Source organism: Streptomyces sp. NPDC014801 (genome assembly GCF_043082085.1).
Lineage (GTDB): Bacteria > Actinomycetota > Actinomycetes > Streptomycetales > Streptomycetaceae > Streptomyces.
In genome coordinates this window covers 252,134-276,170 of sequence record NZ_JBIBXG010000006.1, presented here as the reverse complement: position 1 = coordinate 276,170, position 24,037 = coordinate 252,134, and the positions used below count along the sequence as shown (strand labels likewise).

The 24,037-nt window shown below is 70.3% G+C and carries 19 protein-coding genes; 11 read left to right on the top strand and 8 right to left on the bottom strand.

Annotated elements, in window-relative coordinates:
* The first annotated feature begins 325 nt into the window (after window positions 1–325).
* The 9 genes from ngcE (at window position 326) to ACF1AL_RS16430 (ending at window position 12,514) form a co-directional block, all read left to right on the top strand.
* A complete protein-coding gene (ngcE, locus tag ACF1AL_RS16470) occupies window positions 326–1,780 on the top strand; it encodes an N-acetylglucosamine/diacetylchitobiose ABC transporter substrate-binding protein (RefSeq protein ID WP_391703522.1) in 1,455 nt (484 codons plus the stop codon).
* A gap of 87 nt (window positions 1,781–1,867) precedes the next feature.
* Window positions 1,868–2,794: a sugar ABC transporter permease gene (locus ACF1AL_RS16465; RefSeq protein WP_366841652.1), complete on the top strand. Its 927-nt coding sequence runs from the start codon at window positions 1,868–1,870 to the stop codon at window positions 2,792–2,794.
* The gene (locus ACF1AL_RS16460) at window positions 2,794–3,717 is read left to right on the top strand and encodes a carbohydrate ABC transporter permease (protein ID WP_366841651.1); all 924 of its coding nucleotides are present in this window, start codon (window positions 2,794–2,796) and stop codon (window positions 3,715–3,717) included. Before ACF1AL_RS16465 ends, ACF1AL_RS16460 begins: the two co-directional genes overlap by 1 nt.
* Window positions 3,718–3,978: 261 nt before the next feature.
* On the top strand, window positions 3,979–5,178 hold the full coding sequence (locus ACF1AL_RS16455; protein WP_391703528.1) for an ROK family transcriptional regulator: 1,200 nt from the start codon (window positions 3,979–3,981) through the stop codon (window positions 5,176–5,178).
* A 134-nt stretch (window positions 5,179–5,312) separates the two neighbouring features.
* Complete coding sequence (locus ACF1AL_RS16450) at window positions 5,313–6,419, top strand: sugar ABC transporter substrate-binding protein (RefSeq protein ID WP_384208565.1); 1,107 nt, start codon at window positions 5,313–5,315, stop codon at window positions 6,417–6,419.
* A 204-nt stretch (window positions 6,420–6,623) separates the two neighbouring features.
* Window positions 6,624–7,424: an ATP-binding cassette domain-containing protein gene (locus ACF1AL_RS16445; RefSeq protein WP_366841648.1), complete on the top strand. Its 801-nt coding sequence runs from the start codon at window positions 6,624–6,626 to the stop codon at window positions 7,422–7,424.
* Complete coding sequence (locus tag ACF1AL_RS16440) at window positions 7,421–8,713, top strand: sugar ABC transporter permease (RefSeq protein ID WP_366841647.1); 1,293 nt, start codon at window positions 7,421–7,423, stop codon at window positions 8,711–8,713. Before ACF1AL_RS16445 ends, ACF1AL_RS16440 begins: the two co-directional genes overlap by 4 nt.
* A gap of 224 nt (window positions 8,714–8,937) precedes the next feature.
* A complete protein-coding gene (gene dxs / locus ACF1AL_RS16435; protein ID WP_386916006.1) occupies window positions 8,938–10,854 on the top strand; it encodes a 1-deoxy-D-xylulose-5-phosphate synthase in 1,917 nt (638 codons plus the stop codon).
* A gap of 145 nt (window positions 10,855–10,999) precedes the next feature.
* Entirely contained in the window at window positions 11,000–12,514 is a 1,515-nt protein-coding gene (locus ACF1AL_RS16430) for an amino acid permease (protein ID WP_391779601.1), read from the top strand.
* A 134-nt stretch (window positions 12,515–12,648) separates the two neighbouring features.
* Here ACF1AL_RS16430 and ACF1AL_RS16425 read toward each other — a convergent pair whose 3' ends face one another.
* The 7 genes from ACF1AL_RS16425 to ACF1AL_RS16395 form a co-directional block, all read right to left on the bottom strand.
* Entirely contained in the window at window positions 12,649–13,032 is a 384-nt protein-coding gene (locus ACF1AL_RS16425) for an NTP pyrophosphohydrolase (protein WP_386916004.1), read from the bottom strand.
* A 50-nt stretch (window positions 13,033–13,082) separates the two neighbouring features.
* Window positions 13,083–14,168: an LCP family protein gene (locus ACF1AL_RS16420; RefSeq protein ID WP_391826265.1), complete on the bottom strand. Its 1,086-nt coding sequence runs from the start codon at window positions 14,166–14,168 to the stop codon at window positions 13,083–13,085.
* Window positions 14,169–14,404: 236 nt separating this feature from the next.
* Window positions 14,405–16,534 (bottom strand): 3-hydroxyacyl-CoA dehydrogenase NAD-binding domain-containing protein, encoded by a 2,130-nt coding sequence (locus ACF1AL_RS16415; protein WP_384208481.1) that lies wholly within the window; start codon window positions 16,532–16,534, stop codon window positions 14,405–14,407.
* On the bottom strand, window positions 16,531–17,751 hold the full coding sequence (locus tag ACF1AL_RS16410) for an acetyl-CoA C-acyltransferase (RefSeq protein ID WP_366841641.1): 1,221 nt from the start codon (window positions 17,749–17,751) through the stop codon (window positions 16,531–16,533). Before ACF1AL_RS16410 ends, ACF1AL_RS16415 begins: the two co-directional genes overlap by 4 nt.
* A 446-nt stretch (window positions 17,752–18,197) precedes the next feature.
* Window positions 18,198–19,478, bottom strand: a complete 1,281-nt coding sequence (locus ACF1AL_RS16405) for a ribonuclease D (protein ID WP_384208477.1) — start codon at window positions 19,476–19,478, stop codon at window positions 18,198–18,200.
* A 226-nt stretch (window positions 19,479–19,704) separates the two neighbouring features.
* Window positions 19,705–20,367, bottom strand: a complete 663-nt coding sequence (locus tag ACF1AL_RS16400) for a response regulator transcription factor (RefSeq protein WP_361624703.1) — start codon at window positions 20,365–20,367, stop codon at window positions 19,705–19,707.
* Between the two features lie 502 nt (window positions 20,368–20,869).
* Window positions 20,870–21,544, bottom strand: coding sequence for a DUF3000 domain-containing protein (locus ACF1AL_RS16395; protein ID WP_384208473.1), 675 nt, complete (start codon window positions 21,542–21,544; stop codon window positions 20,870–20,872).
* A 118-nt stretch (window positions 21,545–21,662) separates the two neighbouring features.
* Here ACF1AL_RS16395 and hemE point away from each other — a divergent pair, with 118 nt between their 5' ends.
* On the top strand, window positions 21,663–22,730 hold the full coding sequence (hemE, locus tag ACF1AL_RS16390) for a uroporphyrinogen decarboxylase (protein WP_366837680.1): 1,068 nt from the start codon (window positions 21,663–21,665) through the stop codon (window positions 22,728–22,730).
* A gap of 48 nt (window positions 22,731–22,778) precedes the next feature.
* On the opposite strand, the gene ACF1AL_RS16385 is transcribed toward hemE, so the two are convergent.
* Window positions 22,779–23,603, bottom strand: a complete 825-nt coding sequence (locus tag ACF1AL_RS16385; protein WP_391820974.1) for a rhomboid family intramembrane serine protease — start codon at window positions 23,601–23,603, stop codon at window positions 22,779–22,781.
* Window positions 23,604–23,728: 125 nt separating this feature from the next.
* On the opposite strand from ACF1AL_RS16385, the gene ACF1AL_RS16380 reads away from it, so the two are divergent.
* A complete protein-coding gene (locus ACF1AL_RS16380; protein ID WP_366837678.1) occupies window positions 23,729–23,995 on the top strand; it encodes a hypothetical protein in 267 nt (88 codons plus the stop codon).
* Window positions 23,996–24,037 lie beyond the last annotated feature (42 nt).

Here is a 24,037-nt window from a genome sequence, read left to right as displayed (position 1 = left end):
AACCAGTAGGGGGTGAAGTGGTCAGCGATGTCAAGGGTGTTGGCTGCGCCGTTCGGGGGGTATGTCGGCAATTTTTCCGCCACGGCATCCACGGGCAGTTCATATTTCCGCGAGGTCTCAACTCGGAAAAGACCCATGGCCAACCTTGCATTCGATCTTGCTCAGTCGGCCGGAAGTGGACTATACCTGTCGGCGATTCACACGATCTGCACCACCCGCAGCACCACCCTTGTGTCACTGAAGCTCCACCCTGCTTGACCCGACCGCGGTGCCGGGGAGGATCCGGTTCACCGCCTGAGTCCTGTGAGAAGGCGAGGACTTGAGCATGGGATCCACTTCCGCTGCAAACAACGGCACCGAGGGCGTCGGCCGCCGCGATCTGATCAAGCGGTCCGCCGCGCTGGGCCTGGTGTCCGTCCCCGCCCTGGGCTTTTTGTCCGCCTGTGCCAGCGGCGGCGGCAGCGACAACAACGAGAAGGCCGAGGCGGGCCAGAAGACCGCCAAGAACCCGCTGGGCGTCAATGACACCGCGCAGATGGAGTTCGTCCTCTTCGACGGCGGTTTCGGCAAGGAGTACGCCGAGGACGCCACGAAGATCTACGAGAAGAACTTCCCCAAGACGCACGTCAAGTTCTCCGCCACCCAGAAGATCCAGTCCACCCTGCAGCCCCGCTTCAACCAGGGCAACCCGCCGGACCTCATCGACAACTCCGGCGCCGAGCAGATGGACATGGGCGTCCTGGTCGGCAAGAACCAGCTCGCCGACCTCACCCCGCTGCTGGACGCCCCGTCCTACGACGACCCGAACAAGAAGGTCCGCGACACGCTGCGGCCCGGCATCGTGGAGATGGGCCAGTTCGACGGCCAGCAGGTCTGGATCCTGTACTACGCCTACACCGTGTACGGCGTCTGGTACTCGCAGAAGGCCCTGGACGCGCTCGACGAGAAGTACCCCGAGACCTGGGACCAGATGCTCGCGGTGTGCGAGAAGGCCAAGAAGAAGGGCATGGCCGGCTGGACCTACGCCGGCAAGTACCCCTACTACCTGCCCTTCTCGCTCTACCCGATGATCGGCAAGGTCGGGGGCCGCGAGGTGCTCGACGCCATCGACAACCTGGAGCCCAACGCCTGGAAGCACCCGGCGGTCAAGGCCTGCTTCGAGGCCTACTACGAGCTGTACAAGAAGGGCTACGTCCTCCAGGGCACCCCCGGCCTGGACCACATCCAGTCGCAGACCGCGTGGGCCAAGGGCAAGGCGCTGTTCATCCCGAACGGCTCCTGGGTGGAGAACGAGTCGGCCAACGTCATCCCCGCCGACTTCAACCTCGCCGTCTCCGCGCCCACCGGCCTGGACGCCTCCGACAAGATGCCCTTCGGCACCATCTGGGCCTCCGGCGGCGAGCCCTTCATCGTGCCCGCCAAGGCCAAGAACGGCACCGGCGGCATGGAGCAGCTGCGCATCATGCTCAGCGAGGCGTCCTCGAAGAACTTCACCGCCAAGGTGAAGTCGCTGACCGCCTACAACGGCGGCACCGACGGCATCACCCTCACCCCCGGTCTGAAGTCGGGTGTGGCGGCGCTGGACAAGGCCGGGCAGAACGTGGTGAACCCGCGGCTGCAGGACTGGTACGTGCAGCTGCAGAAGGAGAAGATCGGTGTGGCCGGCCTGGGCGAGATGATGGCCGGCCGCCTCACCCCGGCGGAGGCCATCAAGAAGATCCAGGGCTTCGCCGACGAGGCCGCCAAGGACAGCTCGATCAAGCACTACAAGCACCAGTGACGAACCGTCACCAGGGACCGCCCGGCGCGCTGACCGGCCCGGGCGGCCCTGGCGGCAGAGCCCGCCCAGAGATCGGGGTCGGTAGTAATGCAGCACGGTAAATACCGGTTCATCGTGGGGTTCCTGGCGGTTCCCCTGGGGCTGTACGCCCTGTTCGTGGTGTGGCCGTTCATCCAGTCCATCTATTACTCCTTCACGGACTGGACGGGCCTGAGCCCCGAATTCAAGATGGTCGGCTTCGACAACTACAAGAGGATGCTCGACGACGACATCTTCTGGAAGTCGTTGCAGCACAGCCTGTTGTTCGCACTGGTGCTGCCGCTGGTGACGCTCAGCCTGGCGCTGTTCTTCTCCTTCATGATCAATGTGGGCGGACGGCGGAGAAAGGGCGGGCCGGTCATTTCCGGCGTGCGGGGGTCGTCGTTCTACAAAATCGTGTACTTCTTCCCGCAGGTGCTCTCGATCGCGATCGTCGCCCTGCTGTTCGCCTTCGCGTACAACCCGGACAGCGGCGCCATCAACTCGGTCCTGCGGGGAATCGGGCTGGACAGCGTGCAGCCGCTGTGGCTGGGCGACCCGAGTCTGGCGCTGTGGTGTGTGATGGCCGTTCTGGTCTGGTCGACGGTCGGTTTCTTCGTGGTGCTCTTCTCGGCGGGCATGGCGTCCATCCCGGCGGACCTGTACGAGGCGGCGCTGCTGGACGGGGCGAACCGCTTCACCACGTTCTTCCGCATCACCCTGCCGCTGCTGTGGGACACCGTGCAGTCCGGCTGGGTGTACATGGGCATCCTGGCGCTCGGCGCCGAGTCCTTCGCGGTCGTGCAGATCATGACGACCGGACCGGGCGGCCCCGACTACTCGACCACCGTCATGGTCCTGTACGTGTACCAGAAGGCGTTCCGTGACGGTCAGGCCGCCTACGCCACCACCATCGGCGTCGCCCTGCTCGTCGTCACGCTGGCCTTCGCGGCCGTCGTCATGCGGCTGGGCCGGCGCGAGCGGCTGGAGTTCTGATGAAGACGACCGAATCCCCCGCCCCGATTCCGGCCGAGTCGGGCCTGCCGGTCACCAAGGTGGACGTACCGGCGGCGAAGCCGCGTGCGGCGAAGAAGGAGGGCCATGTCCTCAACGTCTTCTCGCACGGCATCCTCGTCGTCTGGGCGATCATGGTGGTCATGCCGCTGCTGTGGGCGGTGATGACGTCCTTCAAGGACGACAGCTCCATCTTCGGCTCGCCCTGGTCGCTGCCCGACAAGCTGCACTTCGAGAACTGGGCGCGGGCGTGGACCGACGCCAACATGAGCGACTACTTCCTCAACACGATCCTGGTGGTCGGGGGCTCGCTCATCGGCACGCTGGTGCTGGGCTCGATGGCGGCCTATGTGCTGGCCCGCTTCGACTTCCCCGGCAACCGGTTCATCTACTACCTGTTCGTCGGCGGCATGAGCTTCCCGATCATGCTGGCGCTGGTCCCGCTGTTCTACGTCGTGAACAACATGGGCCTGCTGAACACGATCCACGGCCTGATCCTCGTGTACATCGCGTACTCGCTGCCGTTCACGGTGTTCTTCCTGACCGCGTTCTTCCGCTCGCTGCCGACCTCGGTGGCGGAGGCGGCGTTCGTGGACGGGGCCTCGCACAGCCGGACGTTCTTCCAGATCATGCTCCCGATGGCCAAGCCGGGCCTGATCAGCGTGGGCATCTTCAACTTCCTGGGCCAGTGGAACCAGTACATGCTGCCCACGGTCCTCAACACCGACCCCGACAAGCGGGTCCTCACCCAGGGCCTGGTCCAGCTGGCCGTCAGCCAGGGCTACAAGGGCGACTGGTCGGGCCTGTTCGCCGGCCTGGTGATGGCCATGCTGCCGGTGCTGGCGGCGTACATCGTCTTCCAGCGCCAGGTGGTCCAGGGGCTCACGGCGGGGGCCCTGAAGTAGCGGTCCCGCTGCGACCGTCCTCGCGCGCCGTTCCCTCCGGGGGCGGCGCGCGGTCGTGTGCCCTGCGCCCCTTCGTCGCGCTGTGCGATCGCACGCGTGCGGGGCGTCCCGGCGTCGGAAACGCACGGTGAGATCGCGTGTACGGAGGTGGAAAGTGTTCAACCTCTTGACGGGCGGGCCCACGAACGGCTCAGCTTAGAGTTCACTAGTTGGACATAGAGCGGGGCCTCATCGAAGCGGCCCCGTGCGCAGGAGGTCGTCGTGGAGACTCCGGGGTCGCAGTCGTCGCTGCACCGAGCCAACCTGGAGCGGGTGGTACGCGCCGTCCGGCTGGCGGGATCCCTCACCCAGGCGGAGATCGCGAGGACCACGGGCCTGTCCGCGGCGACGGTCTCCAACATCGTCCGCGAGCTCAAGGACGGCGGAACGGTCGAGGTCACACCCACCTCGGCGGGCGGCCGCCGGGCCCGCAGCGTCAGCCTCAGCGGGGACGCCGGCATCGTCGTGGGCGTCGACTTCGGCCACACCCACCTGCGCGTCGCCGTCGGCAACCTGGCCCACCAGGTGCTCGCCGAGGAGTCCGAGCCGCTGGACGTCGACGCCTCCTCCGCGCAGGGCCTGGACCGGGCCGAGGAGCTGGTCAATCGCCTGATCGCAGCAACGGGCGTCGACCGCTCGAAGGTGGCCGGCGTGGGCCTCGGCGTGCCCGGCCCGATCGACGTGGAGTCCGGCACCCTGGGCTCCACCGCGATCCTGCCGGGCTGGACCGGCACCAAGCCCGCCGAGGAGCTGAGGGAGCGCCTCGGCGTGCCCGTGCACGTGGACAACGACGCCAACCTCGGCGCCCTCGGCGAGCTGGTCTGGGGCAGCGGCAGGGGAGTGCGCGACCTGGCCTACATCAAGGTCGCCAGCGGTGTCGGCGCCGGTCTGGTGATCGACGGCAAGATCTATCGCGGCCCCGGTGGCACAGCGGGAGAAATCGGTCATATTACTCTTGATGAATCCGGACCGGTCTGCCGCTGCGGAAACCGCGGCTGTCTGGAGACCTTCACGGCGGCGCGCTACGTGCTGCCGCTGCTCCAGTCCAGCCACGGCACCGACCTGACCATGGAGGGCGTCGTACGGCTGGCCAAGGAGGGAGACCCGGGCTGTCGTCGGGTGATCGCCGACGTCGGCCGTCACATCGGCAGTGGAGTGGCCAATCTCTGCAACTTGCTGAACCCGAGCCGGGTCGTCCTGGGTGGTGATCTCGCCGAGGCCGGTGAGCTGGTGCTCGGGCCCATCAGGGAGTCCGTCGGCCGTTATGCGATCCCCAGCGCGGCGCGCCAACTCTCCGTTCTCCCCGGGGCACTTGGGGGCCGTGCGGAGGTGCTCGGAGCGCTCGCGCTCGCACTCAGCGAGATGGGCGATTCGACACTTTTGGACGGCGCGCCCACTGCGGGTGTGCCTGCCTTCACTTAGAGAACGGATGGCACCGTTGCCATCTCGTTAAGGATTTACTTCTTGACGTCGTACGTGTGGCCGAGTTGACTTCCAGCCACCTCGGCCGCAACGACGCGGCCTCGTCAGGGAGGTTTTTCGAAGTGAACACGCGTATGCGTCGTGCCGCCGTGGTTGTTGCCGCCGGTGCGATGGCCGTTTCGCTCGCCGCCTGTGGCAGCGCCAAGGAGTCGAGCGGCAGCAAGAGCGAGTCCTCCGGTTCCGCCGCCGCCAAGGGCGACAACATCAAGATCGGTCTGCTCCTTCCGGAGAACAAGACCGCCCGGTACGAGAAGTTCGACCGGCCCCTGATCGAGAAGAAGATCAAGGATCTCACGGGCGGCAAGGCGACCATCCAGTACAACAACGCCCGCCAGGACGCCAACCTGCAGGCGCAGCAGGTCGACACGATGATCACCAACAAGGTGGACGTCCTCATCCTGGACGCGGTCGACGCCAAGGCCATCCAGAACTCGGTCAAGAAGGCCGTCGACGCCGGCATCAAGGTCGTCGCCTACGACCGCCTCGCCGAGGGCCCGATCAGCGCCTACACCTCGTTCGACAACGTCCAGGTCGGCAAGACGCAGGGCGAGGCCCTGCTGAAGGCCCTGGGCGCCAAGGCCACCCCCGCCTCCAAGATCGTCATGATCAACGGCTCGGTGACCGACCCGAACGCCGCCCAGTTCAAGCAGGGCGCCCACTCCGTCCTCGACGGCAAGGTGACCGTCGCCAAGGAGTACGACACCAAGGAGTGGTCGCCGGACAACGCCAACTCCGAGATGGAGGCGGCGATCTCCGCGGTCGGCGCCAAGAACATCGCGGGCGTCTACTCCGCCAACGACGGCATGGCCGGCGGTATCATCACCGCCCTCAAGGCCGCCGGCGTCACGGTCCCCGTCACCGGCCAGGACGCCGAGCTCGCCGGTGTGCAGCGCATCGTCGCCGGCGACCAGTACATGAGCGTCTACAAGCCCTACGCGCCGGAGGCCGACGCCGCCGCCGCGATGGCCGTCGCGCTCGCCAAGGGCCAGTCCCTGGACTCCGTCGCCAAGGACAAGGTCTCCAGCGCCAGCCAGAAGGACGTCCCGTCCGTCCTGGTCCCGGTCACCTCGCTGACCCAGGCCAACATCAAGGACACTGTCGTCAAGGACGGCGTCTACACCATCGACGAGATCTGCACCGCCAAGTACAAGGCGGCCTGCGACAAGATCGGTCTGAAGTAAGCAGCGGCCGTCCGCGTCCGCCGGCCCGCCCCAGTGCGGGCCCGGCGCAGGCGGACCGGCCCCCGCAAGCAGCACACGCTGCTTCCCCGCTCCTCCGGCGCCCCGCGCATCGGACAGCCCCGCAAGCTCAGTGGCGGGGCGCCGGACGGAACACCCCCCCAACTCTTCTGCACAACCCTTCCGCCGGGTCAGGCGGCGAAGGAGATGGTTCACGTGTCCGCTACGCCCGTGCTGGCGTTGCGCGGGGTCTCCAAGCGGTTCGGTGCCGTTCAGGCGCTCACCGACGTAGAGCTTGAGGTCCACGCCGGTGAAGTGGTCGCCCTGGTGGGCGACAACGGCGCCGGAAAATCCACGCTGGTCAAGACGATCGCCGGCGTGCACCCCATCGATGAGGGCGCCATCGAATGGGAGGGCAGGAAGGTCTCGATCTCGAGGCCGCACGACGCCCAGTCCCTGGGCATCGCGACGGTCTACCAGGACCTCGCGCTCTGCGACAACATCGACGTCGTCGGCAACCTCTTCCTCGGCCGCGAGCTGCGGAAGTGGGGCGTCCTCGACGAGGTCGAGATGGAGCGGCGCTCGCAGGAACTGCTGCGCACCCTTTCGATCCGCATCCCCAGCGTCCGGATCCCGATCGCCTCGCTCTCCGGCGGTCAGCGCCAGACCGTGGCCATCGCGCGTTCCATGCTGGGCGAGCCCAAGCTGGTCATCCTCGACGAGCCCACCGCCGCCCTCGGCGTCGAGCAGACCGCACAGGTGCTCGACCTCGTGGAGCGGCTGCGCGAGCGCGGGCACGCCGTCATCCTGATCAGCCACAACATGGCCGACGTCAAGGCCGTCGCCGACAAGGTCGCGGTGCTGCGGCTCGGCCGCAACAACGGTGTCTTCGAGGTCAAGACGACCTCCCAGGAAGAGATCATCTCCGCCATCACCGGCGCCACCGACAACGCCGTGACCCGCCGTGCGGCCCGCACGTCCAGCACGAACGGGGAGGTTTCCAAGTGAGCATCGACAAGACCTCCACGACCGCGCAGGACGAGCAGGTCGTGAACCCCGAGGCGGCCGCCGGCGCCGACGTCGCCGTCGACCCCCGCCTCCTCGTCCGCGAGCAGGGTCTCGCGGGCTACCTGGGCGAGTTCAAGCGCAAGGTGAAGGCGGGCGAGCTGGGCTCCATGCCCGTCATCCTCGGCCTGATCATCATCTGCGTCGTCTTCCAGAGCCTGAACTCCGAGTTCCTGTCCGCGCAGAACATCAGCGACATCACCGTCACGATGGTCGGCACGGGCATGATCTCCGTCGGCATCGTGTTCGTGCTGCTGCTCGGCGAGATTGACCTCGCGGTCGGCTCGGTCAGCGGCGCGGCCAGCGCCATCGCCGCCGTCCTCGCCGTCAACCAGGGCTGGCCCGAATGGGCGGCCGTGCTCGTCGCGGTCGTCGCCGGCTGCGCCATCGGCGCCGCGCACGGCTTCTTCTTCGCCGTCCTCGGCGCCCCCGCCTTCGCCGTCACCCTGGCCGGCCTGCTGTTCTGGCTCGGCTTCATGCTGAAGATCCTCGGCGAGAACGGCACGATCAACCTCGACAGCGAGGGCCTCATCGGCAAGCTGACCACGTACTTCTTCACCGACGTGGCCGCCGCGTACGGGCTGGCCGCCGTGGTCGTGATCGTGTTCTTCCTCTCCTCCTTCCTCGGCAACCGGCGCCGCGAGGCCGCGGGCGTCCCCTCGCGGCCGATGAGCGACACCGTCCTGCGCACGGTGCTGCTCGCGGTGATCTCCTTCGCCGCGGCGTACATGTACAACCAGTACAAGGGCCTGCCGCTGGCCACCGTGATCTTCCTCGCCTTCCTGGTGGGCACGGACTTCCTGCTGCGCCGTACGACCTACGGCCGCAAGGTGTTCGCGCTCGGCGGCAGCGTGGAGGCCTCCCGGCGCGCCGGCATCAACGTCACCGCCGTGCGGATCTCCGTGTTCGCCATCTCCGGTGGGTTCGCGGCGATCGGCGGCCTGTTCCTGGCCTCGAAGATCGCCTCCGCCAACCAGAGCGCCGGCACCGGTGACCTGCTGATGAACGCGATCGCCGCGGCCGTCATCGGTGGCACCTCGCTCTTCGGCGGCCGCGGCCGCACGTGGAACGCGCTGCTCGGTGTGCTGGTGATCGTGTCCATCCAGTACGGCCTGCAGCTGGAGTCCATCGCCGAGCCGGTGAAGTACATGATCACCGCGGCGGTGCTGCTCACCACGGTCGTCATCGACTCCATCACCCGGAAGACGCAGAAGACCGCGGGTCGCGCGTAGCGCTTCGCGGGCGCCGCAGCAGGGGTGCGGGTGTGACTGCGCGTGCCGGTCCGTCGTGGCTGGTCGCGCGGTTCCCCGCGCCCCTTCGGGGCGTTCCGGTGCCCGGTGCCTTCATGGCGCCGGGCACTGCTGTGTCACTGCCCCCGGCATCGTTTCCCCGGGCGGAACATTAGACTCGACAGGCCCGGCAATTGCTCGATCAGCTCTACTGCAAGGAGGCACGGGTGCCGCTGCTGACCCGCATCTCGGGACCGCGCGATCTGGACCGGCTCAGCCTGGAGGAGCTGGACCAGCTGGCCGGCGAGATCCGGACCTTCCTCGTCGACGCGGTCTCCAAGACCGGCGGCCACCTCGGTCCGAACCTCGGCGTCGTGGAGCTGACCATCGCGCTGCACCGCGTCTTCGAGTCGCCGAAGGACAAGGTGCTGTGGGACACCGGCCACCAGTCCTACGTCCACAAGCTGCTCACCGGCCGGCAGGACTTCTCCCGGCTGAAGATGAAGGGCGGCCTGTCCGGCTACCCCTCGCAGGCCGAGTCCGAGCACGACGTGATCGAGAACAGCCACGCCTCCACGGTGCTCGGCTGGGCCGACGGCATCGCCAAGGCCAACCAGTTGCTCGAACGCGACAGCCACGTCGTCGCCGTCATCGGCGACGGAGCGCTCACCGGCGGCATGGCCTGGGAGGCGCTGAACAACATCGCCGACGCCAAGGACCGCCCGCTCGTCATCGTCGTCAACGACAACGAGCGCTCCTACGCGCCGACCATCGGCGGCCTCGCCAACCACCTGGCGACCCTGCGCACCACCGACGGCTACGAGCGCTTCCTGGCCCGCACCAAGGACCTCCTGGAGCGCACCCCGGTCGTCGGCCGCCCCCTGTACGACACGCTGCACGGCGCGAAGAAGGGCCTGAAGGACTTCATCGCCCCGCAGGGCATGTTCGAGGACCTCGGCCTGAAGTACGTCGGCCCGATCGACGGCCACGACATCGAGGCGCTGGAGTCGGCGCTGGCCCGCGCCAAGCGGTTCGGCGGCCCGGTGATCGTGCACTGCCTCACCGAGAAGGGCCGCGGCTACCAGCCCGCCCTGCAGGACGAGGCCGACCGCTTCCACGCCGTCGGCAAGATCCACCCGGACACCGGCCTGCCGATCTCCACCTCCGGCGCCGACTGGACGAGTGTCTTCGGCGACGAGATGGTCAAGCTCGGCAAGGAGCGCAAGGACATCGTCGCCATCACGGCCGCGATGCTCCAGCCGGTCGGCCTGGACCGGTTCGCCAAGGCCTTCCCGGAGCGGGTCTACGACGTCGGCATCGCCGAGCAGCACGGCGCCGTCTCCGCGGCCGGCCTCGCGCACGGCGGTCTGCACCCGGTGTTCGCGGTGTACGCCACCTTCCTCAACCGCGCCTTCGACCAGGTCCTCATGGACGTGGCCCTGCACAAGTGCGGGGTGACCTTCGTCCTGGACCGGGCCGGGGTCACCGGCACCGACGGTGCCTCCCACAACGGCATGTGGGACATGTCGATCCTCCAGGTCGTGCCCGGCCTGCGGCTCGCCGCGCCGCGCGACGCCGACCAGGTCCGCGCCCAGCTGCGGGAGGCCGTCGAGGTCGAGGACGCGCCGACCGTGGTGCGCTTCTCCAAGGGCGCCGTCGGCCCCGCCGTACCGGCCGTGGGCCGCGTCGGCGGCATGGACGTGCTGCGCGAGCCGGGCACCGACCGCCCGGATGTCTTGCTCGTCTCCGTCGGGGCACTCGCCCCGATGTGCCTGGAGGTAGCCGGCCTGCTGGACAAGCAGGGCATCTCCACCACCGTCGTCGACCCGCGCTGGGTCAAGCCGGTGGACGAGGCCATGGCGCCGCTCGCCGAGCGGCACCGGGTCGTCGTCACCGTCGAGGACAACAGCCGCGTCGGTGGCGTCGGCTCCGCGATCGCGCAGGCGCTGCGCGACGCCGGGGTGGACGTGCCGCTGCGCGACTTCGGTATCCCGCCGCGCTTCCTCGACCACGCCTCCCGCTCGGAGGTGCTCGCCGAGATCGGGCTGACCGCGCCGGACATCGCCCGCCAGGTCACCGGGCTGGTCGCCAAGCTGGACGGCCGCTTCGACGCAGCCGCGGAGGCGGAACCGGCTCGCGACTGATCCTCCGACGTGCCGGACTGGGCCGGTTGCGCCACTGTGAAGAGTGGTGCGACCGGCCCGTTCGCGTGACGAGGCCCACGGTGGGGCATACGCACCACACCCCCTCTCGACCATGCCGAGGACGACACCGCGTGGGAGGTCCACCGTGAGCAGCACCCTCTTCCGGACGAAGAAGGTCGAGCAGTCCATCGCCGACACCGAGGAACCGGAGCACGCGCTCAAGAAATCGCTGTCCGCGCTGGATCTGACCGTCTTCGGCGTCGGTGTGATCATCGGCACCGGCATCTTCGTCCTCACCGGCACCGTCGCCAAGAACAACGCGGGCCCGGCGACGGCGCTCGCCTTCGTGGTGGCGGGCGTGGTCTGCGCCCTGGCCGCGCTGTGCTACGCCGAGTTCGCCTCCACCGTCCCGGTCGCCGGGTCGGCGTACACCTTCTCCTACGCCTCGCTCGGCGAGATGCCCGCCTGGATCATCGGCTGGGACCTGGTGCTGGAGTTCGCCCTCGGGACGGCGGTGGTGGCCGTCGGCTGGTCCGGCTACATCGCCTCACTGCTGGACAACGCGGGCTGGCACCTGCCGGCGGCGCTGGGCACCCGGGACGGCGCCCACGGCTTCGGCTTCGACATCCTCGCCGCCGCGCTCGTCCTCGTGCTCACCGGCATCCTCGTCCTCGGCACCAAGCTCTCCGCGCGCGTCACCTCGGTCGTCGTCGCGATCAAGGTCACCGTCGTCCTCATCGTCATCATCGCGGGCGCCTTCCTGGTCAACGGCGACAACTACCACCCGTTCATCCCCGCGCAGAAGCCGGTGGAGGCGGGCGGTGACCTGAAGGCGCCGCTGATCCAGCTGATCTTCGGCTGGGCGCCGTCGAACTTCGGCGTCATGGGCATCTTCACCGCGGCCTCGGTCGTCTTCTTCGCCTTCATCGGCTTCGACGTCGTCGCGACGGCCGCCGAGGAGACCCGCAACCCGCAGCGCGACATGCCGCGCGGCATCCTCGGCTCGCTCTTCATCTGCACGGTGCTGTACGTGGCGGTGTCGATCGTCGTGACCGGCATGGAGCACTACACCAAGCTGTCCATCACCGCCCCGCTCGCCGACGCCTTCAAGGCCACCGGGCACCCGTGGTTCGCGGGCCTGATCAGCTTCGGGGCCGCGGTGGGCCTCACGACCGTCTGCATGATCCTGCTGCTGGGCCAGACCCGGGTCTTCTTCGCGATGAGCCGCGACGGACTGCTGCCGCGCTTCTTCTCCCACGTGCACCCGCGCTTCAAGACCCCGCACCGGCCGACCATTCTGCTCGGCGTGCTCATCGCGATCCTCGCCGGCTTCACCCCGCTGAGCGAACTGGCCGAGCTGGTGAACATCGGCACGCTGTTCGCGTTCGTGGTGGTCGCCATCGGCGTGATCATCCTGCGCCGCACCCGCCCCGAACTGCACCGGGCCTTCCGCACCCCGTGGGTGCCGTTCATCCCGATCCTGTCGGTGTGCGCCTCGCTGTGGCTGATGCTCAACCTGCCGGCCGAGACCTGGGTCCGCTTCGGCATCTGGATGGTGATCGGCTTCGCCGTCTACTTCCTGTACGGCCGCAGCCACAGCCGCCTGGCGCGCCGCGCCCAGGAACCGGCCGACGCGCCGGGCCCGGGCGCCCGACCCTGAACGGAACGGCTCTGGCGCCCGGCCCTGAACGGAACGGAACGGCTCTGCCGGCTGGCCGGCGACGGGGTCGGCGACCGCGATGGGGTGGGCGACCGGTGACGGGGTCGGCGACCGGCGACGGGTTCGGCGGCGGCTCAGTCGTCGCGCACCGACCGGGGGCCGGTGACCTCGGCGCCCAGGGCCGTGACGCGGCGGCGCAGTTCCCGGTCGGCGGTGACGACGAGGCAGCGGCGGCCCGCGGCGCGGGCGACCAGGTCGACCATGTGGTCGTCGCCGCTGCCGGGCGCGTCCTCGACCCGTACGCCGGGCACGGAGGCCACGCCGCGGGCGGCGCCCTCGACGACGAGGACGAGCTCCACCTCGCCGTCGTGACCGCCGTACCCCGGCAGCCCGCGCGCGGCCAGCCGGTCGCGCAGCCGCTCGGCGGCCCCGCGCCGGTCCCGCCACCAGCCGTCGGGCACCGACCCGACGACATTCGCACCGTCGACGATCACGAGCAGGGGGGTGCTGTCGTCCATGGGGCCAGCCTGGCACAACGGCCCCGGCGCGGTCGGCGGACGAGGGACCCTCAGCCGCCCTTGGCGGGGGACTTCTTCGCGGACTCCGGGATCTCGGCGTCGTCGCGGACCGCCTTCCACAGCGTTGACGCCTGCGGCTCGGCGGCCACCACACGGTTGGGATCGACCTTGTCGTACGCCACCGGAAGCATGATCGTCTCCATGGTGGACGGGTTCACACCGTTCAGGCTGCGGCCGAACTCCGCGAGCTTGGTCAGCGAGGCGAGGTCGGAGTCGGTGGTGAGCGCGGCGGTGAGCTTGTCGGCGATCTTGTAGGTCTTCGTCGGGCTGCCCAGCAGGTCCTGCTGCTTGATCTCGGTCAGCAGCGCCATCAGGAACTGCTGCTGCAGCCCGATCCGGCCGAGGTCACTGCCGTCACCGACGCCGTGCCGGGTGCGCACGAACTGCAGGGCCTGCGTGCCGTCGAGACGGTGGGTGCCCGCGCTCAGGTTCAGGCCGCTGGACTTGTCGTGAATGTCCTGATCGACGGTGACGGTGACCCCGCCGATGGCGTCCACCAGCCCCTTGAAGCCGGCGAAGTCGACCTCGACGTAGTGGTCCATGCGGACGCCGGACATCTTCTCCACGGTCTTGACCACACAGGCCGGACCGACCTGCGAGTAGATGGAGTTGAACATCACACGCTTCGCCGGGGCGACGGTCGACCCGTCCGCCTTGGCGCACTCGGGCCGCGTCACCAGGGTGTCCCGCGGAATGCTGACCGCCACGGCCCGGGTGCGTCCCTCGGGTATGTGCATCACCAGTACCGTGTCCGAACGGGCCCCGGCCACCTTGTCGTCGTCCAGCGCGGCGTTGGCCCCGGCCCGCGAGTCGGACCCGAGGATCAGGATGTTCTGCCCCGACGTCGGCGCCTTCACGGGCCGGTCGTCACCGATCGCGCGGTCGATGTCGACGTCCTTGATGTTGCCGTCGAGGTCGCTGTAGAGCCAGTAGCCGGTGCCGGCGGCGGCGACCACGACCACCGCGAGGCCGAGCAGGATCTTCCGTCCGACGCGGCGGCCGCCCCGGCCGCCCCGGCCGTCCCGTCTTCGGGCCGGTGCGTCGTCGCTGGGCTGGGACGTCGGGGACTGGCTCATCGCGTGTCGGGTCCTCGCTGGTCGTGCCGGGAGCGGCGTGGCTGCGGCGTGGAGGACTCGGGTGGGGGAGGGCCGGTCCGCGTAGCCCTGTCAATCCCGCACTATAAGCCGATGATCGGCCGATCGTGCCCGGAATGGCGTACAGGCGACGGCCGTACGTTCGAGCGGGAGCGGGAGCGGGCGCGGAACGGCGAAGGGCCCCCGCCGGGAAGCGGGGGCCCTGCGTGCCAGGGGAGTTACGCCGGGATCGACGCCACGCCGGGGGCCAGGAACTTCTTGCCGTTCACGCGGTCGCTGACGCCCTCGCGGTCCAGGTACGGGGTGATGCCGCCCAGGTGGAAGGGCCAGCCGGCGCCGGTGATCAGGCACAGGTCGATGTCCTGGGCCTCGGCGACGACGCCCTCGTCGAGCATCAGGCCGATCTCCTGCGCCACGGCGTCCAGGACGCGGGCGCGGACCTGCTCCTCCGTCAGGACGGTGTCGCCCTGCTGCAGCAGCGCGGCGACCTCCGGGTCCAGCTCCGGCTTGCCGCTGTCGTAGACGTAGAAGCCGCGCTTGCCCGCCTCGACGACCGCCTTGAGGTTCGGGGAGACCGTGAAGCGGTCCGGGAACGCGCCGTGCAGCGTCTCGGAGACGTGCAGGCCGATCGCCGGGCCGACCAGCTCCAGCAGGACCAGCGGGGACATCGGCAGGCCCAGCGGCTCGACCGCCTTCTCCGCCACGGCCACCGGGGTGCCCTCGTCGATGACGTTCTGGATCTCGCCCATGAAGCGGGTGAGGATGCGGTTGACCACGAACGCCGGGGCGTCCTTGACGAGCACCGCGGTCTTCTTCAGCTTCTTGGCCACGGCGAACGCCGTCGCGAGCGAGGCGTCGTCCGTCTGCTCGCCGCGGACGATCTCCAGCAGCGGCAGCACCGCGACCGGGTTGAAGAAGTGGAAGCCGACGACCCGCTCCGGGTGCTGCAGCTTCGACGCCATCTCCGACACCGACAGCGAGGAGGTGTTGGTGGCGAGGATGGCGTGCGCCGGGGCGACCGCCTCGACCTCCGCGAACACCTTCTGCTTGACGCCCATCTCCTCGAACACGGCCTCGATGATGAAGTCCGCGTCCGCGAAGCCCTCGGCCTTGTCCAGGACACCGGTCACCAGCGCCTTGAGGCGGTTGGCCTTGTCCTGGTTGATCCGGCCCTTGCCGAGCAGCTTGTCGATCTCGGCGTGGACGTAGCCCACACCCTTGTCGACGCGCTCCTGGTCGATGTCGGTCAGGACGACCGGCACCTCCAGGCGGCGCAGGAAGAGCAGGGCGAGCTGGCTGGCCATCAGGCCGGCGCCGACGACACCCACCTTGGTGACGGGACGGGCCAGCGACTTGTCCGGCGCGCCGGCCGGGCGCTTGCCGCGCTTCTGCACCAGGTTGAACGCGTAGATGCCGGCGCGCAGTTCCCCGCCCATGATCAGGTCGGCGAGCGCCTGGTCCTCGGCGTCGTAGCCCTGCTGCAGGTCGCCGTTCTTGGCGGCGGCGATGATGTCCAGGGCGCGGTAGGCGGCCGGGGCCGCGCCGTGCACCTTGGAGTCGGCGATGAAGCGGCCGCGGGCGACCGCCTGGTCCCAGGCCTCGCCGCGGTCGATCGCGGGGCGCTCGACGACGATCTCGCCCTTGAGGACGGCCGCCGTCCAGATCAGCGACTGCTCCAGGAAGTCCGCACCCTCGAACAGCGCGTCGGCGATGCCGAGTTCGTAGACCTGCTTGCCCTTGAGCTGCTTGTTCTGGTTGAGGCTGTTCTCGATGATCACCGTCACGGCCTTGTCGGCGCCGATCAGGTTCGGCAGCAGCGTGCAGCCGCCCCAGCCGGGGACCAGGCCGAGGAAGACCTCGGGCAGCGAGAACGCCGGGAGCGCCGCCGACACCGTGCGGTAGGTGCAGTGCAGACCGACCTCGACGCCGCCGCCCATCGCCGCGCCGTTGTAGTACGCGAAGGTCGGGACCGCGAGGCCCGCGAGGCGCTTGAAGACGTCGTGGCCGCCCTTGCCGATGGCGAGCGCGTCCTTGTGCTCCTTCAGCAGCTCGACGCCCTTGAGGTCGGCGCCGACGGCGAAGATGAACGGCTTGCCGGTGATGCCGACGCCGACGATCGCGCCCTCGGCCGCCTCCTTCTCGACCTGGTCGATGGCGGTGTTGAGGTTCGCCAGCGACTGCGGGCCGAAGGTGGTCGGCTTGGTGTGGTCGTGGCCGTTGTCCAGCGTGATGAGCGCGAAGCGCCCGGCACCCAGCGGCAGGTCGAAGTGGCGTACGTGCGCCTGCGTGACGACCTCGTCCGGGAACAGCTCGGCCGCGCCCTTCAGGAGTTCAGCGGTGGTGCTCACTTGTCGCCTCCGTCGAAGTGCGGGTTCTCCCAGATGACCGTCGCGCCCATGCCGAAGCCGACGCACATGGTGGTCAGGCCGTAGCGGACGTGCGGCTGCTCCTCGAACTGGCGGGCCAGCTGCGTCATCAGACGGACGCCGGAGGAGGCCAGCGGGTGGCCGAACGCGATGGCGCCGCCGTACTGGTTGACGCGCGCGTCGTCGTCGGCGATGCCGTAGTGCTCGAGGAAGGCCAGCACCTGCACGGCGAAGGCCTCGTTGATCTCGAACAGGCCGATGTCGGAGATCGACAGGCCCGCCTTGGCGAGGGCCTTCTCCGTCGCCGGGATCGGGCCGTAGCCCATGACCTCCGGCTCCACGCCGGCGAAGGCGTAGGAGACGAGGCGCATCTTGACCGGCAGGCCGTTCTCGCGGGCGAACTCCTCGCTCGCGATGACCGAGGCGGTGGCGCCGTCGTTCAGACCGGCCGCGTTGCCCGCGGTGACCCGGCCGTGGACGCGGAACGGCGTCTTGAGGCCGGCCAGGCTCTCCAGGGTGGTGCCCGGGCGCATCGGCTCGTCGGCGGTGACGAGACCCCAGCCGGTCTCACCGCCCTCCGGGTTGGTCCGGCGCACCGAGATCGGCACCAGGTCCTGCTGGATCTTGCCGTTGGCGTACGCCTTGGCGGCCTTCTCCTGCGAGCGCACCGCGTACTCGTCGGCGCGCAGCTTGGTGATCGACGGGTAGCGGTCGTGCAGGTTCTCCGCGGTCATGCCCATGAACAGGGCGGACTCGTCGACCAGCTTCTCGCTCACGAAGCGCGGGTTGGGGTCCACGCCCTCGCCCATCGGGTGGCGGCCCATGTGCTCGACACCGCCGGCGATGGCGACGTCGTACGCGCCGAAGGCGACGGAGCCGGCGACCGAGGTGACGGCCGTCAGGGCGCCCGCGCACATACGGTCGATGGAGTAGCCGGGGACGGACTGCGGCAGGCCCGCGAGGATGCCGGCGGTGCGGCCGAGGGTCAGGCCCTGGTCGCCGATCTGCGTGGTCGCGGCGATGGCGACCTCGTCGATCGTCTTCGGGTCCAGACCGGGGTTGCGGCGCAGCAGCTCCCGGATCGCCTTCACGACAAGGTCGTCGGCGCGGGTCTCGTGGTAGATGCCCTTCGGGCCCGCCTTGCCGAACGGGGTGCGGACGCCGTCGACGAAGACGACGTCCCTGACGGTACGAGGCACGATGGCTCTCCTCCAGGGTGCGGGATGGCACTGCTGCGATGCGCTGAGCGCGCGCTCAGTTCCCATGCTACTTACGAGTAACGTCGCTGCCCAGTCCTGCCGCCCGTAGCGGCGAACGTCACACACCGCCTCCGGCGCTCCACCTGGCCACCCCCCAGATCTTGGCGCAATCCCACCGCCTCGACCCGGCTTGAGGGACGGGTGTCACGCAGGCAGCAAAAACCCGCGCCCCGAAAGGGACGCGGGCAACGGCGCGAGCAACCACGACGGGGCCCGCAGCCGACAACGGCGGGCCACCGCCCCGCCAGGGGCGCGGGGAACTGCGCGAACAACCACAACGCACCCGCAGCCGAAAACGGCGGGGCACCGCCCCGGCACAGGGGCGCGGGGAACTGCGCGACCCCCAGGCACCGCCAGCCGCGCGCATCGTCCCGGTTCCCGTCCGGTCAGGACGACAGCGCGGACACCAGCACCGGCGTCACCAGCTCCACCTGCCACGCCCGAGCGCCATGGGCGGCCAGCGCCTCCGCCACCGACTCCGTGTCGACCACCTTCGGCGGCTCCCAGCACACCCGTCGCACCGTGTCCGGCGTGATCAGGTTCTCCTGCGGCAGCTTCAGACGCTCGGCCAGCGCCGAGACACCCGCCTTCGCCGCGGACAGCCGCGCCGCGGCGGCCGGGTCCTTGTCGGCCCAGGCACGCGGCGGCGGAGGCCCGGTCACCGGCTGCCCCTGCTGCGGCAGCTCCGCCTCCGGCAGGGCCTTGGCCCGGTCGACGGCGGCCTGCCACTGCTCCAGCTGCCGCCGCCCCATCCGGTGCCCGAAGCCGCCGAGCGCGGCGAGGGCGTGGACGTTCGACGGCAGGGCGAGCGCGGCCTCGACGATGGCCGCGTCGGACAGCACCTTCCCCGGCGACACGTCCCGCCGCTGGGCGATCCGGTCCCGGGTCTGCCACAGCTCGCGCACCACGGCCAGCTGCCGCCGGCGCCGCACCTTGTGCATGCCGGACGTACGCCGCCATGGGTCCTTGCGCGGCTCGGCCGGCGGCGCGGAGGCGATCGCGTCGAACTCCTGGCGGGCCCACTCCAGCTTGCCCTGCCGCTCCAGCTCCTTCTCCAGCGCGTCGCGCAGGTCGACCAGGAGCTCCACGTCGAGGGCGGCGTAGCGCAGCCAGGGCTCGGGCAGCGGGCGGGTGGACCAGTCGACGGCGGAGTGCCCCTTCTCCAGGACGAAGCCGAGGACGTTCTCGACCATCGCGCCGAGCCCGACGCGCGGGAAGCCGGCCAGCCGTCCGGCCAGCTCGGTGTCGAACAGGCGCGTCGGCACCATGCCTATCTCGCGCAGGCACGGCAGGTCCTGGGTGGCGGCGTGCAGCACCCACTCGGTGCCGGCCAGCGCCGCGCCGAGATCCGACAGGTCGCCGCAGGCCACGGGGTCGATCAAAGCGGTGCCGGCGCCCTCGCGGCGCAGCTGCACGAGGTAGGCGCGCTGCCCGTAGCGGTAGCCGGAGGCGCGCTCGGCGTCGACGGCGACGGGGCCGGAGCCGGCGGCGAAGGCGGCGACCACCTCGGCGAGCGCCGCCTGGTCCGCGACGACGGGCGGGATGCCCTCGCGCGGCTCCAGCAGCGGGATCGGCGCCTCCGTAGCAGAAGATCCGCCGTCGTCCGGAGGGGCGCCTCCGGTGGTTCGCAGTGAAGTGTCTGCTGCGGTGTCGTGGGCGTCGGTCACCTGTCAAGGGTATCCATGTATGGACGGCGCCCGTCGACGGAACGTTCCGTCGACGGGCGCCGAAGGGTCGTAAACCGGTCAGTTCGCTGTCATGCCGGGTTCACGAACCGATGGGGGAGGAGGGGCGGGATCGCGGTCCCGTCCCGTTCACGTCAGTGAAGGACGGGGGTGGCGAGCGGCCGGGGAAGGGCGGGGACGAAGGGAGGGGAGGGGATCGGGGGAGAGGTCAGTGGATGATGCCGGTGCGCAGGGCGACGGCGACCATTCCGGCGCGGTCGCCGGTGCCCAGCTTGCGGGCGATGCGGGCGAGGTGGCTCTTGACGGTCAGCGCGGACAGGCCCATCGAGACACCGATGGCCTTGTTCGACTGGCCCTCCGCCACCAGCCGCAGCACCTCCACCTCGCGGCCGGACAGCTCGCGGTAGCCACCCGGGTGGCTCGGGGCACCCGGGGGGCGGCGGTGCAGGCGGGCCGCGGCCGCGCCGATGGGGGCGGCACCGGGCCGGGTGGGGAGCCCGACGGCGGTGCGGGTGCCGGTGACGACGTAGCCCTTCACGCCGCCCGCGAGGGCGTTGCGTACGGCGCCGATGTCGTCCGCGGCGGACAGGGCGAGCCCGTTGGGCCAGCCCGCGGCGCGGGTCTCGGACAGCAGGGTCAGGCCGGAGCCGTCCGGCAGGTGGACGTCGGCCACGCAGATGTCTCTGGGGTTGCCGACGCGGGGACGGGCCTCCGCGATGGAGGAGGCCTCGATGACGTCGCGGACGCCGAGCGCCCACAGGTGGCGGGTGACGGTGGAGCGGACACGGGGGTCGGCGACGACGACCATGGCGGTGGGTTTGTTCGGGCGGTAGGCGACCAGGCTTGAGGGCTGCTCGAGGAGAACGGACACCAGGCCTCCTGAGGGGCGGGACGGCTTTCAAGGTCACAGTCGTCTTCGGCAGCGAAGCCCGGGCCCTTTAGGGAAAGATCACGATTTAGTGAGTAACAATCTGTGCAATTCGGACATGCGGTCGATCGTTCGGTGAACGAATCGGTTCGTTCGAGTGGTCGTCGTGACTGAATGTGGCCGTATCGACAAAGTGACGGTCAAAGAGCCGCCGCAAACCCGTTCCGGGGGTGAACCAGGAGGAACGGCGGGTGACTGACCGCGGGTGACTGACCGCGGGTGACCGACCGCGAGGGACCGGCCGCCGGCAAACCTGAGCTACGAGCGACAGCCGCCGGCGACCCGAGCCACGCGAGGCAGGCCGCCGTCCAGCCACGAGGGCCAGCCCGCCGGCTGCCCGAGCCGCACGCGACCCGTCCGCAGGCGACCCGTCCGTACGCGACCCGTCCGCAGGCAGCCGGCGTAGCCGACCAGCCGTGGGCGGCCGCCCGCGGGCATCACTCCGTCAGGGTGACTGCGGCCCCCGCCGCTGCGGCAGCGTCACCACCGACGCGTCGCCGGGCCCGGCCGGCGGCAGGCCCGCGACCTGGGCCAGCAGATCGCACCAGGACGCCAGGTGCGCCGCCGTGTCCGGCACGCCGCCGAGCCCCTCGCGGGGCGTCCAGGACGCGCGGATCTCGATCTGCGAGGCGGGCGGCCGCGTCGACAGGCCCCCGAAGTAGTGCGAGCCGGCCCGCGTGACCGTGCCGCTCGGCTCGCCGAACGCCAGCCCGCGCGCCGTCAGCGCCCCCGTCAGCCACGACCAGCACACCTCGGGCAGCAGCGGATCGGCCGCCATCTCCGGCTCCAGCTCCGCCCGCACCAGCGTCACCAGCCGGAACGTGCCCCGCCAGGCGTCGTGCCCGGCCGGGTCGTGCAGCAGCACCAGCCGGCCGTCGGCGAGTTCCGTCTCGCCGTCGACCACCGCGGCCTCCAGCGCGTACGCGTAGGGCGCGAGCCGCTGCGGCGCCGGGGTCGGCTCGATCTCCACCTGGGGGCGCAGCCGCGCCGTGCGCAACGCGTCGACGGCGGCCCGGAAGACCAGTGGAACCGATCCGCCGCCTCCCCTTCCCTCCCCGGTGCCCCTCGCGTCGTCCATTCCGTCAGCGCCGTCCGACAGTCGTCCCTGAGCCGCAGCCATGCGGGGAAGAGTAAGGGGAAGCGGGCCCTCGCGCAGGGCAAGACACCCCCCGTCGGCCCAGCCTGTTGCCGGGCGGGTGCGGGCGGAGGGCCTGGCGTGGCGTGCGAGACTTGCCGTCGTGAGTGCCAACGGAAGCCCCTCGGGCAAGCAGCCGACAGCGACGTACGACAGCGCCTTCCTGAAGGCGTGCAGGCGCGAGCCCGTGCCGCACACGCCGGTGTGGTTCATGCGGCAGGCCGGGCGCTCCCTGCCGGAGTACCGCAAGGTGCGCGAGGGCGTCGGCATGCTGGACTCCTGCATGCGGCCCGACCTGGTCACGGAGATCACGCTGCAGCCGGTGCGCCGGCACGGCGTGGACGCGGCGATCTACTTCAGCGACATCGTCGTCCCGCTGAAGGCCATCGGCGTCGACCTCGACATCAAGCCGGGCGTCGGCCCCGTGGTGCAGAACCCGATCCGCACCCGCGCCGACCTCGCCCAGCTGCGCGACCTCACCCCCGAGGACGTCCCCTACGTCACCGAGGCCATCGGCCTGCTCACCGCCGAGCTCGGCGCCACCCCGCTGATCGGCTTCGCCGGCGCCCCGTTCACCCTCGCGAGCTACCTCGTCGAGGGCGGACCGTCGCGCACGTACGAGAACGCCAAGGCGATGATGTACGGCGACCCGGAGCTGTGGGCCGACCTGCTGGACCGGCTCGCGGACATCACGGCCGCCTTCCTGAAGGTGCAGATCGAGGCCGGCGCCTCCGCGGTGCAGCTCTTCGACTCCTGGGCAGGCGCGCTCGCGCCCGTCGACTACCGCCGCTCGGTGCTGTCCGCCTCCGCCAAGGTCTTCCGGGCCGTCGAGTCCTACGGCGTGCCGCGCATCCACTTCGGTGTCGGCACCGGCGAGCTGCTCGGCCTGATGGGCGAGGCCGGCGCGGACGTCGTCGGCGTCGACTGGCGCGTCCCGCTGGACGAGGCCGCCCGCCGCGTCGGCCCCGGCAAGGCGCTCCAGGGCAACCTCGACCCGACGGTCCTGTTCGCCCCGCGCTCCGCCGTCGAGGCCAAGACCCGCGAGGTGCTGGAGTCGGCCGCCGCCCTGGAGGGTCACGTCTTCAACCTCGGCCACGGCGTCATGCCCTCCACCGACCCCGACGCCCTGACCCGCCTGGTGGAGTACGTCCACACGCAGACGGAGCGCTGACGGGCGCAGAGAGACGGCCGGGGGCGGGTGGCCGGCCCCCGGCCCGTGTCACCACGTCTGCCGGGGCCGGGCGTTCCGGCCGAAGAGCAGGCCGCGTGGTTCCGGGGGCGGTGGGGTGCCGGGGCGCAGGGGCAGGGCGATCAGCATGCCCGCGATGAAGCCGACCACGTGGGCCGCGTAGGCCACGGTGCCGGCCGACGAGACGCCCTCGCCCGCGGAGTACACCGCCTGGAGCACGAACCAGAAGCCCAGCACCAGCCACGCCGGCAGCCGTAGCGGCAGGAAGATCAGGAAGGGCACGAGGACCCACACCCTGGCCTTCGGGTACAGCACCAGGTACGCCCCGAGCACCCCGGCGATCGCCCCGGACGCGCCGATCAGCGGGTCGCCGGAGTTCGCGTTGAGGACGGCGAAGCCGTAGCCGGCCGCGTAGCCGCAGACGACGTAGAAGAGCAGGAAGCGCACGTGGCCCATGCGGTCCTCGACGTTGTTGCCGAAGATCAGCAGGAAGAGCATGTTGCCCAGCAGGTGCAGCCAGCCGCCGTGCAGGAACATCGCCGTGAACACGCTCAGCGGGGGCGACTTGTCGTAGGACGGCGGGGCCACCACACAGCCCGCGCCGTGCGCGCCCACGCCCACGTTCCCGGTGGGGACCAGGTGCGGCATCTGATGATGGATCAGCTCGCGCGGCACGGCCGCCCAGTGGTCCAGGAACGCGTGCAGGTGGCACGTCTGCGCCAGGGTGCTCTCCCCGGCCACGGACCCGGCGAGGCCGGGCGTGAACAGGAACACGACGACATTGGCGGCGATGAGCGCGTATGTCACCCAGGGGGTGCGGCGCACGGGGTTCACGTCATGGACGGGGATGACCACGAGGAACTACTGCCCGCGATGCGGCGCGCGAATCGGTGAACGTGCGGGGCCGCTCGCGCGTATGACCCGTCAACCGCCCGCGGCGCGGGGAAGGCGCGCCGCGGGGCCGACGAGGGGACAGGCAGATGAACGACCGAGTGACTCCCGCGATGCACGCGCTGCCCGACGGCGAGGCGGAGCTGGCCGTGGTGCTCCGGCTGCCCTGGGAGGACGTCGCCCGACTGGGCCAGGAGGCCGGACGGCTGGCGGCGCAGGCGCAGCGGCCGGTGACCCTGGACGAGGCGGTGAGCCACCGGCTGCGGTCCCGCCCGGTCACCGCCGCCCACGCCAAGCCGGCGGGCGAACAGCCGGCCGCGGTCTCGGCCCTCCCCCGCATCAGCGGCACGGCGTAAGGGACCGACGTGCGGTGCCGCCTTCCTGCGGGGCGGCTGGAG